Annotated in this window: 9 protein-coding genes; 6 read left to right on the top strand and 3 right to left on the bottom strand. The window is 68.1% G+C overall.

Features of this window, described 5'->3' with window-relative positions:
* The first annotated feature begins 159 nt into the window (after positions 1–159).
* Positions 160–2,550, top strand: a complete 2,391-nt coding sequence (locus tag DM450_RS13615; RefSeq protein WP_142635637.1) for an HAD family hydrolase — start codon at positions 160–162, stop codon at positions 2,548–2,550.
* Between the two features lie 284 nt (positions 2,551–2,834).
* On the opposite strand, the gene DM450_RS13610 is transcribed toward DM450_RS13615, so the two are convergent.
* Positions 2,835–3,743 (bottom strand): dihydrodipicolinate synthase family protein, encoded by a 909-nt coding sequence (locus DM450_RS13610; protein ID WP_142635635.1) that lies wholly within the window; start codon positions 3,741–3,743, stop codon positions 2,835–2,837.
* Positions 3,744–3,866: 123 nt separating this feature from the next.
* Here DM450_RS13610 and DM450_RS13605 point away from each other — a divergent pair, with 123 nt between their 5' ends.
* Entirely contained in the window at positions 3,867–5,084 is a 1,218-nt protein-coding gene (locus DM450_RS13605; protein WP_260609860.1) for a Xaa-Pro peptidase family protein, read from the top strand.
* Between the two features lie 385 nt (positions 5,085–5,469).
* On the opposite strand, the gene DM450_RS13600 is transcribed toward DM450_RS13605, so the two are convergent.
* On the bottom strand, positions 5,470–7,176 hold the full coding sequence (locus DM450_RS13600) for a DUF885 domain-containing protein (protein ID WP_142637908.1): 1,707 nt from the start codon (positions 7,174–7,176) through the stop codon (positions 5,470–5,472).
* A 369-nt stretch (positions 7,177–7,545) separates the two neighbouring features.
* On the opposite strand from DM450_RS13600, the gene DM450_RS13595 reads away from it, so the two are divergent.
* The 4 genes from DM450_RS13595 (at position 7,546) to nagE (ending at position 15,758) form a co-directional block, all read left to right on the top strand.
* Positions 7,546–9,120, top strand: coding sequence for a S10 family peptidase (locus tag DM450_RS13595; protein ID WP_142635631.1), 1,575 nt, complete (start codon positions 7,546–7,548; stop codon positions 9,118–9,120).
* Positions 9,121–9,247: 127 nt separating this feature from the next.
* A complete protein-coding gene (locus DM450_RS13590; RefSeq protein WP_260609859.1) occupies positions 9,248–11,512 on the top strand; it encodes a family 20 glycosylhydrolase in 2,265 nt (754 codons plus the stop codon).
* Positions 11,509–14,022, top strand: coding sequence for a glucose PTS transporter subunit IIA (locus DM450_RS13585; RefSeq protein WP_142635629.1), 2,514 nt, complete (start codon positions 11,509–11,511; stop codon positions 14,020–14,022). Before DM450_RS13590 ends, DM450_RS13585 begins: the two co-directional genes overlap by 4 nt.
* A complete protein-coding gene (gene nagE, locus DM450_RS13580; protein WP_142635627.1) occupies positions 14,019–15,758 on the top strand; it encodes an N-acetylglucosamine-specific PTS transporter subunit IIBC in 1,740 nt (579 codons plus the stop codon). Before DM450_RS13585 ends, nagE begins: the two co-directional genes overlap by 4 nt.
* Here the strand turns inward: nagE and DM450_RS13575 are convergent.
* Positions 15,698–17,443 (bottom strand): sulfotransferase, encoded by a 1,746-nt coding sequence (locus tag DM450_RS13575; RefSeq protein ID WP_142635625.1) that lies wholly within the window; start codon positions 17,441–17,443, stop codon positions 15,698–15,700. The two genes, nagE and DM450_RS13575, sit on opposite strands and share 61 nt — an antisense overlap.
* Positions 17,444–17,451: the final 8 nt, after the last annotated feature.

The raw sequence follows: 17,451 nt of genomic DNA, 5'->3' as shown, positions 1-17,451 counted from the left end.
TCAATTATAGGATAACGATCGGGCGGACGGTGGTCCGGTGCGGCAAATTTTGCCTGTGTCGTTCCGGCGGGGCCGGAGCCCCGGCAATCCCTCTATATTGAGCCAAGCCCGTGAACCGGGACCCGTTCCCGCTCCGCCAGTCCTTATCCGAGGGATGCCATGTCCAAGACTTCCATCCGCGCCGCGACCCTGCCCAAGCTTTTTGACGTCGTGCCCGGTGACCTGAACCTTCGCTATCTCTCGCTCGACTGCTTCGACACGCTGATCTGGCGCAATACCCAGTCCCCGCAGGACCTGTTTGCCGACCTGCCGGTGGCGGGCGGGGCGATGGGCCCGCGCCGCCAGGCCGAAAGCGCCGCGCGGGTCGCCGCGCCCGATCGCCATCGCCGCTTCGAGGTCACGCTCGACGAGATCCATGCCGAACTCTCGCCGCGTGCGGGCAAGGCCGCGCAGGCCGCGATGGTGCAGGCCGAACTCGATGCCGAGGCACGCCACTGCTTCGCCTTCGAGCCCACCCGCCAGCTGATCGTCGAGGCCAAGCGGCGCGGGCTCAAGGTCATCATCGTCTCGGACACCTACCTTTCGGAAAAGCGCCTGCGCGCCCTGATCGCACAAGTCGGCGGGGCGGACCTTGCGGCGATGATCGACCGCATCTTCTGCTCGTGCGAATATGGCGTGGGCAAGCATGGCGGGCTGTTCCGCTTCGTGCTGAAGGAACTGGGGATCAAGCCCGAGCAGATGCTGCATGTCGGCGACAATTTCGTCGCCGACCTCACCTCGCCGCGCAAGCTCGGCATTCCCAGCGTCCATCTCGTGCAGTTCGACACCCAGGCCCAGCAGCGTCTGCGCATGGAAGCGGCGGCGTCGAGCATGATCGATCCGGCCACCCGCGTGACCGTGCCGGTCTATCAGCCCCACCGGGCGCAGATCGCGCTGCGGGGGGATGCCGACCCGGTCTATGCCTTCGGCCACGACGTGCTTGGCCCGATCATGCATGGTTTTGCCTCGTGGATCCGCGAGGAGGCCGAGGCGATGGAAGCGGCGAGCGGGCGGCCGGTGAAGCTGCTGTTCCTCCAGCGCGATGGCCATCTTCCCGCCAAGGCCTTTGCCGCGCTCTATCCCGACTGGGCGGACCGCGTGGCCGAGGCCACCATCAGCCGCGTCATCGCGGTTGCCGCAAGCTTTGTCGACGAGGCCGCGGTGCGCCGGCACATGACGCCCTGGCTGGTGCCGCATATCCAGAAGACGCTCGACAAGGCGCGCATCTGCGCGCGCCAGTTGCTGTTCGACGAGGCGGAAACCGAAGCGTTGCTGGAGGGCGACCTTGCGGGCTTCGGCAAGCGGGTGATGCAGGCGCACAACCTCAAGAAAGTGCTCAAGCGATCGGCCGAGTTCGGCGAGCGCATGTTCCGCCACTTGCGCAGCATCGGCGTCGAGCAGGGCGACACGGTGATGCTGATCGACCTTGGCTACAACGGTTCGGTGCAGAACGCGGCCGAGGCGCGGCTGCGCAAGGGCATGAAGCTCGATGTCGCCGGCCGCTACATGCTGCTGCGCGAGACGACGCCGTCGGGGCTCGACAAGAAGGGCTACTTCGACACCCGCAACTACGACTACAACGTGCTTTCGACGGTGTTCAACTCGATCTCGGTGATCGAGCAGTTCAGCACCATGTCGGTCGGTTCGGCGCTCGACTACGAGGCGGACGGCACCCCGGTGCGCGAGGCCGCTTCGGTCCCCGCCGCCCAGAGCGACTGCCGCGAGCGCGGGCAGGCGGCCTGCGTCGACTTCATTCGCGGTGTCGGCACCGGCTTTGTCCGGCCGCCGCGCTCCGACGATAGCGACAGCCGCCGCCGTGCCGCCATGGGGGTGATGAGCCGCCTGTTGCTGATGCCGGTCGAGGCGGAAGTCGAGATGCTCAAGACCTTCAGTCACGACGCGAACTTCGGCGTCGACGACATGCTGGAGATGTCGAACCTCGAGGCGGCGCAGAAGAGCATCCGGCGCCGCGGCTTCTTCTACATGCGCAATGCCCAGCGCATGTACCTGCCGGGCGAACTCCAGCAGTTCGGCCTGCCGCTCAATCTCTCGGTCTTCGGCATCCGCCGTTTCAACCTCGAACTCGCCAAGGGCGATGTCGACATCGATGCGCTGCAACTGCCGATCCAGGTCTACGGCGGCGGTGAAAGCGCGGCCAAGACGGTCGGCGCCCACCGCACCGCCGACGGGTTCTTCCGCGCCATCGTGCCGGTGGGCATGGGCCAGTTCTCGATCGGCCTGTTCCTGGGCCGCCTGTTCCAGTTCGTGCAGTTCGAGGAGATCAGCTTGCAGCCTGCCAACAGCCTTACGGCGGAAGAGGCCACGCCGGTGGCCACGGTTACCGACGGCATGGAGGAAGTGGCCCCGGGTCTCTACCGGATCGCGGCGCCGGAAGGTTTCATGATCGTGCCTGCCGTGCCGAGCCAGGAGCAGATGCTGCTCAACCTCGTGTTCCGCCCGATCGTCACCCGCGCCGAGGCGCAGGCGGTGGAGACCCGCCAGGTCGCGTGACCTGGTGCGTTTTCCAATCAGGTGGAATCACTTGATGAATCGGAAACTGCTCTAAGGAGAGTTTGTTTGAAAAATGCCCGAATGGGCATTTTTAGCGCGGCACCAGCCCACTCCCCCACCCGACCACCCAACGACTGTACCCTAGTGGGTGGTCGGGTGGGGGAGTGGGCTGGTGCCGCCTAAATCCGCCCTCGGCGGATTTTCAGACCAACTAAGAAAAAGGCCCGCGATGCGCAGAGCATCGCGGGCCTTTCGTTATCCCGGGTTACGGCCGCCTCGTGGCATCACTCGCCGCAGGGGCGGGTCGCCTTGCAGGTCTCGACCCACTGGATCACGTCTTCGCGGCGCTTGCCCGAGAGCGGCATGCGCGGCATGCGCACGCGCTCGGTGCCGCGGCCCATGATCGTTTCGGCCAGCTTGATCGACTGCACGAGGTCATGCTCGGCATCGAGGTGGAGCAGCGGCATGAACCAGCGGTAGATCGCGCGGGCTTCCTCGATGTTGCCTTCGTTGAAGGCGGCGATCAGGCGCACCGATTCACGCGGGAAGGCGCTGGTGAGGCCCGAAACCCAGCCGCTGGCGCCCAGCATCATGCCTTCGAGGGCGACGTCGTCGAGACCGGCCATGACCGAGTAGCGATCACCGAAGCGGTTGATGAGGTCGGTGAAGCGGCGGGTATCGGGCGCGCTTTCCTTGACCGCGACGATGTTCGGCACGTCGGCCAGCGCTTCCAGTGCCTCGGCGCTGACGTTGACGCGATAGGCCGGCGGGTTGTTGTAGAGCATGATCGGCAGCGAGGTCGCCTCGGCGACGGTGCGGAAGTGGGTGACCAGTTCCTCGGTGGTGGGCACGTAGACCATCGCCGGCAGCAGCATCAGCGCGTCGACACCGATCTTCTCGGCATCCTTGGCATAGGCGACTGCGCGTTCGGTGGTGAACTCCGAAACGCCCGCCACCAGCGGCACGCGGGCGCCGACGGCTTCCACCGCACCGGCGAGGATCTTGCGCTTCTCGTCGGCTTCCAGCGAGTTGTTCTCGCCGCAGGTGCCGAGCAGGATCAGGCCGTCGACGCCGTCGTCGACCAGCGCGGTCTGCACGGCCTGGGTGGCATCGGCATCGACCGAGTAGTCCGGCGCAAACTGGGTGGTTGCTGCGGGGTAGACCCCGGTCCAGAGCGTCTTGGTCGAAGGCATCGTCGGGTGTTCCTGAAAATTGACTGGAACATTCGTATACGATATATGATAGACCTAAGCAATGGCTTTCTGGGAGCCCCCGGAAATGCTAGCGCTCCCCATCTATCTGGACAGGAGTTGACGGTGGCACAGGGTAATGCAGCCGGAGGTATCGGCGGGTCGAATGCGGCCGAGCAGCTGGCGCAGATCCGCCCCTGGGCCGATCCCGCGCCGGCGATCACGCTGGACGAGCGCATGGCCCGCATCGACAAGGCTCGTCGCCTCACGCGCGACATCGGCGCCGAGGCGCTGCTCGTGACGGCGGGCGCCAGCCTCAACTATTTTGCCGGGCTCGCCTGGAGCGAATCCGAGCGTCTGGTGGCGTTGCTGCTGCCGGTGGACGGCGCGCCGATCCTGATCGCGCCGCGCTTCGAACTGGGCACGCTGGAAGCAGGGCTGCTGATCGAGGCCGACTTCCGCCTCTGGGAGGAGGATGAAAGCCCCACCGCGCTGCTCGCCGCGGCGCTGCGCGAAAAGGGTGTCTCGCGCCTCGCGATCGATCCGGCGATGAGCTACCTGTTTGTCGACCGCATCGCCCGGGACGCGCCGTCGGCCACGCTCGTCTCCGGCGCGCCGGTGATCGATGGGTGCCGCATGGTCAAGTCGGCCGCCGAACTGGCGCTGATGCAGCAGGCCAAGTCGATGACGCTGGAAGTGCACCGCCGCGCCGCCAGCATCCTGCGGCCCGGCATCCGCGCCAGCGAAGTCGCCCGGTTCATCGACGAAGCCCACCGCGCGATCGGTGCCCCCGGCGGCAATGCCTTCGTGATCGTCCAGTTCGGCCTCGCCAGCGCCTATCCGCATGGCCTGCCCGGCGACCGCGAACTGCAGGAAGGCGAGATCGTGCTGATCGATACCGGCTGCCGTGTTGCCGGTTATCACTCGGACATTACCCGTACTTACGTCTTTGGTGAGGCCAACGACGAGCAGCGGGCGATCTGGGAACTCGAACGCACCGCGCAGCAGGCCGCCTTCGACGCCGTCGAGCCGGGCAAGCCCTGCGAACTGGTCGACTACGCCGCGCGTGCGGTGCTGGAGAAGGCCGGGCTGGGGCCGGACTACAAGCTGCCCGGCCTGCCGCATCGCACCGGCCACGGCATCGGGCTGTCGATCCACGAACCGGCCTATCTGGTGCGGGGCGACAAGACGCCGCTGGCACCGGGCATGTGCTTCTCGAACGAGCCGATGATCGTCATCCCCGATCGTTTCGGGGTGCGTCTGGAGGATCACTTCTATGTGACCGACAGCGGCGCGAAGTGGTTTACCGAGCCGCAGCCGTCGATCGATAAGCCGTTCGGCTGAACGGAACGCGGCCAATCAACCGGTCAACCTCGTCATCCCCGCGAAGGCGGGGGCCCCGCTTTCTTTCGCCAAGCGCGCCAAGAACAGCGGGATCTCCGCCTTCGCGGGGATGACGGAGTGAGTTGGTATGGGGCGGCCCGGCGTTGGATTTAGCAATCGGGTTTCGGCCGAAGGCCATTCTCTTCTCGCTGCGGCAAGTGGGCGCACAACGCTGCTGGCCCGCGTGACCTAGACGGTCTTGGGGGTGCAGGGGGGCTATGCTCCCCTGCTTTAATCTCTTAAAATATCAAGAATAAACGGAGGGGGCGGCTGTTGCCACCCCCTCCTCGCGACCCGTGGGCTCGTCGGATCCGGCGGGCGATCTTTGCCGCCCGTCTCGCGATCGTCAGGACTCCTCGTCGGGATAGGGACCCTTGCCGCCTTCGGCGATGAACTGGTCGATGCGGGCGGAGAGGATCGGCAGCGGCACCGATCCCAGGGCCAGCACGGTATCGTGGAAGGCGCGGATGTTGAACTTGGGGCCAAGCGCGGCCTCGGCCTTGCGGCGGCCCTGCATGATCGTCATTTCGCCGAGGTAGTAGGCCAGCGCCTGCCCCGGCCAGGCGATGTAGCGGTCCACCTCGGTCTCGATCTCGTGGTTGGACAGTGCGGTGTTGTCGTGCAGGTACTGCTGCGCCTGCGCGCGGCTCCAGCCATAGTGGTGGACACCGGTATCGACGACAAGGCGCGCCGCACGCCAGGCCTGGTAGCTGAGCATGCCGAACTTCTCGTAAGGCGTCTGGTAGATGCCCATGTCGGTGCCGAGGCGTTCGGTATAGAGCGCCCAGCCTTCGCCAAAGGCCGAGATATAGGTCTCGCGGCGGAAGTCCGGCTGGTCCTTGTTCTCGGCCGCGATCGGCATCTGGAAGGCGTGGCCGGGGGCGCTTTCGTGCAGCGTCAGCGCGGGCAGCGAATAGAGCGGGCGGCTCGGCAGGTCGTAGGTGTTGACGAGGTAGACGCCGGGCCCGCCGCGACCGGCGGTGTAGAACGGGGCGATGTCGTCGGGCACGGGCACGATGCCGAAGCGCTGGCGCGGCAGGTGGCCGATGAAGCGGCCGATCTTGCGGTCCACTTCCTTGGCGGTCCAGGCGGCGCGGTCGAGCAGGGCCTGCGGGGTCTTCACATAGAACTGCGGGTCGGTGCGCAGGAACTGGAGGAAGGCGGGCAGGTCGCCGTCGAACTTCGCCTCCTTCATGGTTTCCTGCATTTCCGCGCGGATCTTGGCGATTTCCGAGAGACCGATCGCGTGGATCTGCTCCGGCGTCATGTCGGTCGTCGCGTATTCCTTGATGACCGAGCGGTAGTAGGCCTTGCCGTCGGGCAGGGTCTCGGCGGCCAGTTCCTTGCGCGCGCCGGGGATGTAGGTGGTGCGAACGAAGCGCAGCAGGTCCCTGTAGGCAGGCAGCACCGCCTCGTTGATTGCCCTGAGGCCTGCCGCGCGCAGTTCGGCCTGCGTGGCGGCGGGGATCGCGGCGGGCATCGCCTTGAAAGGTTCGAAGAACACCGTGTCCTCAGCCGCCTTGTTCGCGACCGAGGCGATGGATTCGTCACGGCCCTTCAGCGTCACTTGCGGCGCCGTGAACCCGCGTGCGAGACCCGCCTTCATGTTGGCGGTCTGGTCGCGGAAGTAGCGCGGGAACTCGGTCATCAGCGCGATGTAGCGGCGGTATTCCTCCTCGGTGGAGAACGTCCGGCGGCCCATGCCGGCAAGACCGCTCCAGAAGCTGGTGTCCGAATTGACCGGCTTTTCCCACTCGTGGAACTGCTGCTGGGCGATCAGCACGTCGATCTGGTTCAGATAGACCTGCTGGTCCACGCGCACGGCGGGCGAAAGCGTGTCGGCCGGGATCGCGGCGACCTGCCGCCGTACATCCTGCCAGGTGGCGAGGCGCGCAGCCTGGGCCTTGGGGGTGACGTCGGGCAGGTGGGCGCGCAGCTTGCCCGGGCCGTCGTCGTCGCCCTGCTGCTGCTTGCGCCAGGCCCATTCCTTGTCGGTGATCGCCTTGAACTGGGCGTCCGCGCTGCCCGCCTGTGCCTGAGCAAACGCGGGCATTGCCGCGCCGGCAAGCAGGAGGGCCGAGAAACAGCGGAAAACGACAGTGGACAAGAGCGGTCCCTTCGAACTTCGTCTATCGTATGCGGATATACGGTATTTCTTGCGGCGGCCCTGTAGCAGAAAGCGCCCCGGCACGGGAGGGGCTAATTTGTAACGGAAGTGTCAGGCTTGTCGTTCTTGCAGCAGCCCTGTTGACCGGATGGGCGGCAGTGCTATGCCTGATGAGTATTAGATATACGATCTGCACCACTTTGATCACGACAACGGGCCGCAGCCAGATCGTCATCGCCGCCGGAGCAGGGAAAAGCGTTCCCGGCGGCTTGCGGGCGTTCGAAGGGCGTGCGGCACTACAGGGGACACTGCCGCATGCGCCGCTTTCTCACCGTTCTAGCCGTATCGTCGGCACTCGTCTTCACGCCGGCCATGGCGCAGGATCACGCCGGCAAGGCTGATGCGCAGGATGCTGCCAAGGCCGATGCCGGCAAGCCCGACAAGGTCGACAAGGTCGAGGCCAGCGCGGTCGAGGATGCCCAGCCGCGCAAGGACAGCGTGACCACCGCGCGCGGCCAGAAGATCGCCTATACCGCCACCCCCGGCCACCTGACCCTGCGCGACGACGACGGCGAGGCGATCGCCAGCCTGTTCTACGTCGCCTATACCGCCGACAACCTCGGGTCGAAGGCCAGGCGTCCGGTGACCTTCCTGTTCAACGGAGGGCCCGGCTCGTCGACGATGTGGCTGCACATGGGCAGCTGGGGGCCGGTGCGAGTCGATACGCCGACGCCGACCGCCTATGCGCCTGCACCTTTCGCCATCGGCAAGAACCCGCTGACGATGCTCGACATTTCGGACCTTGTCTTCATCGACGCGCTGGGCACCGGCTTGTCGCGCCCGCTCGGCAAGCATCAGGCGAGCGAGTTCTGGGGCGTCGACAACGACCTCAAGACCTTCACCCAGGGCATCGTGCGCTACCTGTCGATCAACGACCGCTGGAACTCGCCCAAGTTCGTCTACGGCGAAAGCTATGGCACGCTGCGTGCGGCGGGGCTGGCGCTGTCGTTGCAGAAGGCGGGGGTGCAGCCCAACGGCATCATCCTCCAGTCCTCGATCCTCAATTACGGCGCCCGCCAGGTCGGCTTCGACATCGACGAAGTGCGCATGCTGCCGAGCTACGCGGCGACCGCGTGGTATCACCATCGCCTTGCAAACAGGCCCGCCGCGCTCGAACCCTTCCTCACCGAAGTGCGTCGCTTTGCCACCGGGCCTTATCTCAATGCGCTGGCGCAGGGCTTCAACCTGCCGGCCGACCAGCGCCAGGCGATTGCCGGGCAGCTTTCCGCCTATACCGGCATTGCGCCGCAGGTGCTGCTGGCGGGCAACTTGCGCATCGATCTCAACCGTTACCGCAAGGAACTGCTGCGCGATTCCGCCGAGACCATCGGCCGTCTCGACTCGCGCTTCATGGGGCCTGAATCGGAAGTGCTGGGCGACCGGCCCGAGTACGACGCCACCGATACCTCGATGACCGGGCCTTACGTTGCCGCGCTCAACAGCTACCTGTTCGGCACGCTGGGCTACAAGACCCAGCTCTATTACCGCCCGAACTACTATTCGGGCATGCTGCGCGGCTGGGACCAGAGCCACGTGGCCGATGACGGGCGCAAGCAGGCACTGGCGGCGACCAGCCTCGATCTGGCGGCGGCGATGCGGCAGAATCCGCATCTCAAGGTGCTGGCGATGAACGGTTACTACGACCTGGCGACGCCGTTCTTCGGGGCCGAGTGGGACCTTGCCCACATGTCGATCCCCGAGGGACTGAAGCGCAACATCACCTACACCTATTACGAGTCCGGCCACATGATCTACATCGACCCGCCGTCGATGAAAAAGATGAAGGACGATCTCGATGCCTTCTACGCCGCAGCACAGAGCGGCGACTGATCGACGGATCGGGTGAGCGCGAAGGGGCCGGAAGTGCGGACTTCCGGCCCCTGCTCACAGCGGTCGTGTCGGGGGCGCACAATCCGAAACGAAAGTTTCGTATCCGGCATTCAGCGGATAGACTGACATGATGCGCTCATTCGTCCTCGTCGCCGCTGTCGTTTTCGGGCTCGCTTGCGGGCCCGTTTCCGGGGAGGCCGAGGCGGCCTCTCCGCCCTTGCTTCCGCTTCCGGCGAAAGTCGAGCCGCAGCAGGGGCGGTTCGATTTCCGCCATGCCCGCATTGCGGCGACAGACAGCGGCGAACGGGCGGCGGCGCGCCGGCTGGCAGACCTCCTCCGCCATACCGGCGCGCCGCAGCTGGCCGCCTCGTCCGGGGGGCGCATCCGCTTTCGCCGCAATTCGGCGGTCGCAGGCGCGGAAGCCTATCGGCTGACGGTGACGCCCGGTGCCGTCACCATCGAGGCCGGCACCGACGCCGGGCTGTTCTACGGTGCGGAAACGCTCTGGCAGCTGATTGCCGCCTCCAAGGACGGCACGATCGCGGCCATGGTCATCGACGATGCCCCGGCCTTTGCCTGGCGCGGGCTGATGCTCGATTCCGCGCGCCATTTCCAGTCGGCAGCCTTCGTGAAGGTCTTGATCGACCGCATGGCGGCGGACAAGCTCAACGTGCTGCATTGGCACCTGACCGATGATCAGGGTTGGCGCATCCCGATCGACAGGTATCCGCGCCTGATCGCGGTCGGTGCCTGGCGCCGTCCGGCCGGGGCTGCCGGAACCGACGCGCAGGGTCATCCCGTGCGCTACGGAGGTTTCTACACCAAGGCCGAGATCCGCGAGATCGTGGCCTATGCGGCCGAGCGCCACGTGACCATCGTGCCCGAGATCGAGATGCCGGGCCACGCAACGGCGGCCATTGCGGCCTATCCCATGCTCGCCGCCGCGGCCGATCCGGCGAAAGTGCCGGGCGCCGACTGGGGCGTCTACGAGAACCTGTTCAACACCGAGGAGGCGACCTTCGCTTTCCTGGAAGACGTGCTGGACGAGGTGATCGACCTGTTCCCTTCCACCTATATCCATGTCGGCGGCGACGAGGCGGTGAAGGCGCAGTGGATCGCCGATCCGCGCGCGCAGGCCCGGATCAAGGCGCTTGGCCTCAGGAACGAGGGCGAGCTGCAAGGCTGGTTCATCGCCCGCATCGGCGATTACCTTGCGGCCAGGGGCCGCAAGATCGTCGGCTGGGACGAGATCCTCGAAGGCCACGTGCCGCCTTCGGCCACGGTCATGTCGTGGCACGGCATCGAGGGCGGCATCGTCGCTGCCAAGGCCGGGCACGACGCGGTGCTTTCGCCCTCGCCGGACTTCTATCTGGATCACATGCAGTCGATGTCCGCCGACGAGCCGCCAGGCCGGGGCGAGGTGATCGACTGGAAGAGCTTCTACGAGACGCCGGTTCTGCCGCAGCGGCTGAGCGACGGCGAGCGCGCGCATATCCTCGGCGTCCAGGCGAACCTCTGGACCGAACACATGCGCACGGGCGAGATCATGGAGCGGCAGATGTGGCCGCGCGCCGCCATGCTCGCCGAAATCGCCTGGACCGCGCCGGAGCGCCGGCAGTGGGATGAGTTCGCCGCGCGCCTGCCGGCCGAACTGGCGCGCGAGAAGGCCATGGGCATCGGCTATGACCGCACGCCGCTTGAGGCGCTGGGCACGTTCACGGCGGCCGGCGACAGGATCGCGGCCAGCCTGGAACAGCCGGTGAAGGCGGGCACGCTGCACTACACCACCGACGGCAGCGCGCCGCTGGCCAGTTCACCCGCTTATGCGGCGCCGCTGACGCTCGCACCCGGGACCGTGCTGCGCACCCGCAGCTTCCTCGGCACCGAGCCGTTCGGCGAGGAGAAGGGCTGGACGCTTTCCGCCGCCATGACCCGCACGCGCCGAGCCTCGCAGCTGGAACTCTGTTCGCGCGCGGTGCCGCTGCGCCCGGAAGACGATGCGCCGGCGCAGGGCAAGCGGGCGGTGTTCTGGGGCGATATTTTCCATCCTTGCTGGATCTGGCGCGGCGCTCCGCTCGCCGGGATCGCGGGGCTGACCGCGGAAGTCGGGCAAGTGCCGTTCAACTACCAGATCGGCGCGGACCTGGCGAAACTGGTGTTCGACAAGCCCGGGACCCGGGCTGGCGAACTGCTGGTCCGGCTGGACAAGGCCGATGGCCCGATCGTGGCCCGCGTGCCGCTGGGCGAGGCGGCCGGCAATCCGGGTGTCCGCACGCTCACGGCTGTCCTTCCGGTGCAGGCGGGCCCGCACGATCTCTATTTCAGCTTTGCGCAGCCCGGCCCCGATCCGCTGTGGATGCTGGACCGCCTGACGCTGGACCCCGCACGATGACCTTGACGATTGCCAGCCCGCTGAGCGGCTGGGCCACCCCGCTTTGCGAAGTGCCCGATCCCGTTTTTGCGCAAGGCATGATGGGCCCGGGCATCGCCGTCGATCCTGCCGAGGGGCGGCTTGTCTCGCCGGGGGCGGGACGGGTGGTTTCGGTCCATCCCGCGGGGCACGCCGTGACGCTGGAACTTGACGCCGGGCCGGTGCTGCTGATGCACGTCGGGCTCGATACCGTCGGCCTTGGCGGCGCGGGTTTCGCACCGGAAGTCATGGAAGGCGAGCGGGTCGAGGCAGGGCAGGTGCTGATCCTATTCGATCTTGACCGGCTTGCCCGCACCGCACGCAGCCTCTTGACGCCGGTGATCGTCACCAATGGCGAGGCCTTTGCCGTTGTCGGCGGGCAGACGGACCGGGAGATCGCGGCGGGCGCGGCGCTGATGACGCTGGAACCCTGCGGCATGGCCACGGCGGCAGGCGCGAAGGAGGCGGCGCCGCTGACCAGCCGTTCGCTGCTGCTGCCGCTGGCGCACGGCCTCCATGCCCGACCGGCCGCGCGGCTGGCCAGCCTGGCGGGCACGTTCCCCGGCACCCTCGAAATCGTCGCCGCCGATGGCCGCGTGGCTTCGGCGCGCAGCGCGGTTGCCATGCTGGCGCTGGGGCTCGGCCACGGCGAGACATTGACCTTGCGGGGAAGCGACATCACGGCCATCGATGCCCTCGCCGAACTGATCGAGAGCGGCATGGGCGAACATCGCCCGGTCGTGGTTGGCGAACCGGCAGTGCGCGGGGGGCAGTCCGCGCTGGTCCCGTCGCTCCCGCTGGGCGAAGGCGAGGCGCTGGCGGCGGTCACGGCTGTCCCCGGAGCGGCGATCGGCCCGGCGGTCTGGCTGCTCGATCCGCTTGCATCGCTTCCGGAAACGGCGGGCACGCGCGAGGCGGAAACGGCTGCGCTGGATGGTGCCATCGCCCAAATCCGTGCCAGCCTTGAAAGCGCGGCCGAGGGTGACGGGCAGGCCGCGCAGATTGCCGCTGCGCATCTGGTCCTGCTCGATGATCCCGAACTTCTGGGAGCCGCGCGCGGCGGCATCGCCGCGGGCCTGCCGGCGGGCAGGGCGTGGATCGCCGGGGTAGAGGGTTTCATCGCCCAGTTGCGCCTCTCCCCCGATCCGCGCCTGCGCGAGCGGGTGGACGATCTGGCCGACCTCGCCCGCCGGGTCGCCCTGGCAAGCGGCGGGATCGACGAGACCCCGCCGCCGCTGCCGCCCGGCGCGATCCTGCTGGCGGACGATCTCTATCCCTCGCAGCTGATGGCCTTGGCCGATGGCGGCCTTGGCGGCGTGGTCACCGTCGAGGGCGGCGCCACCTCGCATGTCGCGATCATCGCTGCGGGATTGGGCCTGCCGATGCTGGTGGCGGCGGGCGAGCGGCTGAAGTCGATCCCGCAAGGCGCGGCGCTGCTGCTCGAAAAGGGCGCGCTGACCCATGCGCCCGCAGCGGGTGTCCTGGCCGCGGCACGGGCCCGCATCGAAGGCGCGCAGTCCCGCCGCCGCGCCGCCGCGGCCCATGCGCACGAGCCTGCGATGACGCGCGACGGTGTCCGGATCGAAGTCTTCGCCAATCTCGCCTCCGCCGCCGATGCCCGCGCGGCGGTCGCTGCCGGTGCCGAGGGCTGCGGGCTGCTGCGCAGCGAATTCCTGTTTCTCGATCGCGCCGAGGCCCCTTCGCTTGCCGAGCAGCGTGAGGTCTATTCCGCGATCTCCGCCGCGCTGGAAGGGCGCCCGCTGATAGTGCGCACGCTCGACATCGGCGCCGACAAGCCCGCGCCCTACCTGCCGATGGGCGGCGAGGAAAACCCGGCGCTGGGCCTGCGCGGTATCCGCCTGCAACTGGCTGCGCCCGACCTGCTCGACGTGCAACTGCGCGCGCTTGTCACCATGGAGGCGCAAGGCCCGGTGCAGATCATGCTGCCGATGGTGAGCGAGATCGCCGAATTGCGCGCGGCGCGGGCCGCGCTGGAGCGGATCGCTGCGGAAGAGGAGCGTCCGTGCCCGCCGCTCGGGATCATGGTCGAAACCCCCGCCGCCGCCCTGCACGCCGGGGTGCTGGCGGCGGAGGCCGACTTCTTCTCGGTCGGCAGCAACGATCTGGCCCAGTACACGCTGGCACGCGACCGCACCAATCCGCATGTCGCGGCGGGGCTCGACGCGCTGCACCCGGCGATCCTGCAGCTGATCGAGATCGCGCAGATCGGCGCCAGCCGCCATGGTCGCCTTGTCGGCCTGTGCGGCGGGCTTGGTGCGGACCCGGAGGCGATTCCGCTGCTGATCGGCCTCGGCGTGCGTGAACTTTCGGTTTCGGCGGGCTCGGTTGCGGAGACCAAGGCGTGCATTCGGAGCCTCACGCTGGAGCAATGCGGCCTCATGGCGGAGGCCGCGCTGGCTTTGCCTGACGCCGCCGCCGTGCGCGCCCTGGTACGCGCGGAACTCGGCAAGATCGTGGAGGAAGTGGCATGACGCTCTCGCTGCAATCGCTCCAGCCGCTGGGCCGTGCGCTGATGCTGCCGATCGCGGTGCTGCCGATTGCCGGCCTGCTGCTGCGGCTCGGCCAGCCGGACCTGCTCGACCTGCCGTTCGTGGCTGCGGCAGGGGCGGCGATCTTCGACAATCTTGGACTGCTCTTCGCGCTCGGCATTGCGGTCGGCATCGCCCGCGATGCCAATGGCGCGGCGGGGCTGGCGGGGCTGGTCTGCTTCCTGGTCGCCAGCAAGGGCGCGGAAACCCTGCTGGTGGTGCCGCATGAGGTGGCCGCCGGGCTCGCGGCGGATGCCTGGCGGGCCAAGGCCATCGCCAAGCTGGCGGTCCCGATCGGCATCGTCTCCGGGCTTACCGCAGGCGCCTTCTACAACCGCTATGCCGCGATCCGCCTGCCCGAATACCTCGCCTTTTTCGGCGGCCGCCGCTTCGTGCCGATCCTCTCGGGGCTGGCCGGGCTGCTGCTGGCGGCCGTGGTCGGATACGGTTTTGCGCCGATCACCGGCGGCATGGACATGGTCAGTGGCGGCGTTGTCCATGCAGGCGTGCTGGGGCTGTTTGCCTATGGCGTGCTCAACCGCATGCTGATCGTCACCGGCCTGCACCACGTGATCAACAACGTGGCCTGGTTCATCATCGGTGATTTCCACGGCACCACCGGTGATCTCAACCGCTTCTTCGCGGGCGATCCCGCAGCCGGCAGCTTCATGTCGGGCTTTTTCCCGGTGATGATGTTCGGCCTGCCCGCCGCCTGCCTTGCGATGTACCACGCGGCGCGGCCCGAGCGGCGCAAGGCGGTGGGCGGCATGTTCCTGTCGATGGCGCTGACCGCCTTCCTGACCGGCGTGACCGAGCCGATCGAGTTCACCTTCATGTTCCTCGCCCCGCTGCTCTATGCGATGCACACGGTGATGACCGGCGTGGCCATGGCGCTGATGGACCTGCTCGGCGTCAAGCTCGGCTTCGGCTTCTCGGCGGGGCTGCTCGACTATGTGCTGAACTACTCTAAGGCCACCCATCCGCTGTTGCTGCTGCCGGTGGGGGCGGCCTATGCGCTGCTCTATTACGCTTCGTTCCGCTGGGCGATCGTGCGCTTCGACATCAGGACACCGGGGCGCGAGGACGAGCCGGTGGGCGAGGATCCTGGGGCGATCGCGCCTGCCGAGGGCGCGCGCGGGGCGGCCTTCGTGGCGGCGCTGGGCGGCAAGGGCAACCTCGCCGAGATCGGCGCCTGCACAACCCGCCTGCGCCTGCGCCTGCATGACAGCGATGCCGTGGACGAGCCACGCCTCAGGGCACTTGGCGCGCGCGGGCTGATCCGCCCGGCGCCGGGCGCGCTGCAGGTCGTGGTCGGCCCGATCGCCGACGACGTGGCAAGCGAGATGCGCGAGGCGGCAGGGCCGCTGCGGGGAGCTACCGAGGCGGCTCCGGCGCGGGACAAGTCGCCGGCGGCAGCGGCAGCGGCAGTGGCAGCGGCGCCGACGGCCGCAATCGATGCCGCGCCCTGGCTGGCGGCGCTGGGCGGCAAGGGCAATGTCACGGCGGCAGGCGCGGCTTCAAGCCGGGTCTGGATCGACCTCGCCGACGCGGCAGCGATCGACGAGGCCGCGTTGAAGAGGCTTGGCGCGCGCATGGTGCTGCACGGGGCCAGCGGTGTTCAGTTGATCGTCGGTCCCTTGGCGCCGGAACTGGCTACGGGGCTGTCGGAGGCGGCATAACCGCCGCGTTCGATAGCCTCGGTAAGCACGGCGAGCACCGGGGCGAGTTCCTTGGCATACCCTTTCCAGCGTCCGATCGAGCGGCGGTTGAGCGGCTCGCGCACGGGCGCATGGCTGGGCGTCGGCGCATGGCGGGGCAGGGTGTGGAAGGCCAGTTGCCGTGGTTCGGCATCCAGCCCGAGCCAGGCCATCAGGTCCGTGGTTTCCTCTTCCTGGTCGGCGACAAACCGCTCGTAACGCAGTTCGTGCGCGGGCACCGGCAGTTCCTCCAGCCAGTGCTCGGTCAGTGCGTCCATGCGCGCATAGTGGAGCGCGAGGTCCTCGAGCCGGTAGCCGCAGGCGAAGCCGTGGGTGAAATCGTGGCTCATCGCCGAGACCATCACGTCGCGCGGATCGCGGCGCACGGCGATCACCGGTGACTGCGGGAAGGCCAGTTGCAGCAGCGGCAGGTAGAGCGCGTTGAGCGGCAGCTTGTCGGTGAAGAAGTCCGCGCCTTCTTCGAGAAGGCCGTAGCGTTCGGCGCGGGCGAGGTAATGATCGCGCAGGAGCGTGCCCAGCGTGTCGCGCAGGGCCTCGCTCACGCCATCGGGATCGCGCGGGAAGGCGCCCTGGGTGCGTGCATGGGCCTGTTCCGCCAGTTCGCGCCCGAACGGCAGCTCTCCGCCCGCGCGCACGCGCGAATGGCTCGCCAGTACCTGTTCGATGAGGCTCGTGCCCGAGCGCGGGAAGCCAAGGATGAACACCGGTTGCGGCACGCCCTTGCGGCGCTCGGCAGGCAGGAATTGGGCAAAGCGGTCGGCGGTGAAGACGTCCTGCCACTGCCGCACCAGTTCGCCCACCGCGCGGGCCGGATAGCTGCGGCTGGCAGACCGTGCGAGCGCGGCCTTGCCGGCGGTGAAGTCATCCCAGGCCTCGGTCTTGCGGCCGGCCCGGTCGCGCAGGCGGCCGCGCAGCAGCAGGGCGGCGCCCGAAGGCGGGGTTTCCGCCTCCAGCATGGCGAGCCCCATGGGCCATTCCTCGGTGCGCGACAGCAGGGTGACGCGCTGCAGGGTGACATCGCTGCCTTGGCGCAGCGCGAGCGCCTCGGCCCGGGACAGCATGGCACAGGCCCGCTCGAACCGCCCGGCCTGTTCCTCCAGCTCGGCCAGCCAGGCCAGCGGGGCCAGGGCGTCGGGCATCGCGCGAACCGCTTCGGCCAGCAGCGGGGCGGCTTCCTCCAGGCGTCCCTGCCGCTGGAGATTGCGGCCGAGATTGGCAAGCAGTTGCGGATGGGGGCCGACGATACGGATCGCGGCCTGCAGATGCTCGGCACCTTCGACCAGTTCCTCGCGCTCGCTCAGCATGGTGCCGAGGCGCATCTGGGCGTCGGGATTGCCGGGCTGGTCGGTGATGGTCCGGCGCAAGACCGCTTCCGCGTCGTGAAGGCGGCCGGTATCGTGCAGCCATTCGGCGAGGTCGTTGCGCGGCCACGTGCGCTCGGGCGCGAGAACCGCCGCCTCGCGCAGCAGGTTTTCATAGCGTTCGCCCGCGCCGCGGGCCTTGGCGGCGAGAGCCAGCACCTCGATCGCATCCAGCGCCAGCGCGGGTTCGGCGCGCGCGGCGAGCGCCAGGGCTTCGGCGCGCGCGACATCGCCCGAGGAAAGCGCCTCACGCGCGGCGGAAATGGTCTGCAAATCGGCGGCCATGCAAGTGC

The organism is Sphingomonas sp. IC081 (assembly GCF_006874585.1).
Lineage (GTDB): Bacteria > Pseudomonadota > Alphaproteobacteria > Sphingomonadales > Sphingomonadaceae > Novosphingobium.
Note: the sequence above shows the minus strand (reverse complement) of the source record. Positions and strands in the feature narration are given on the sequence as shown.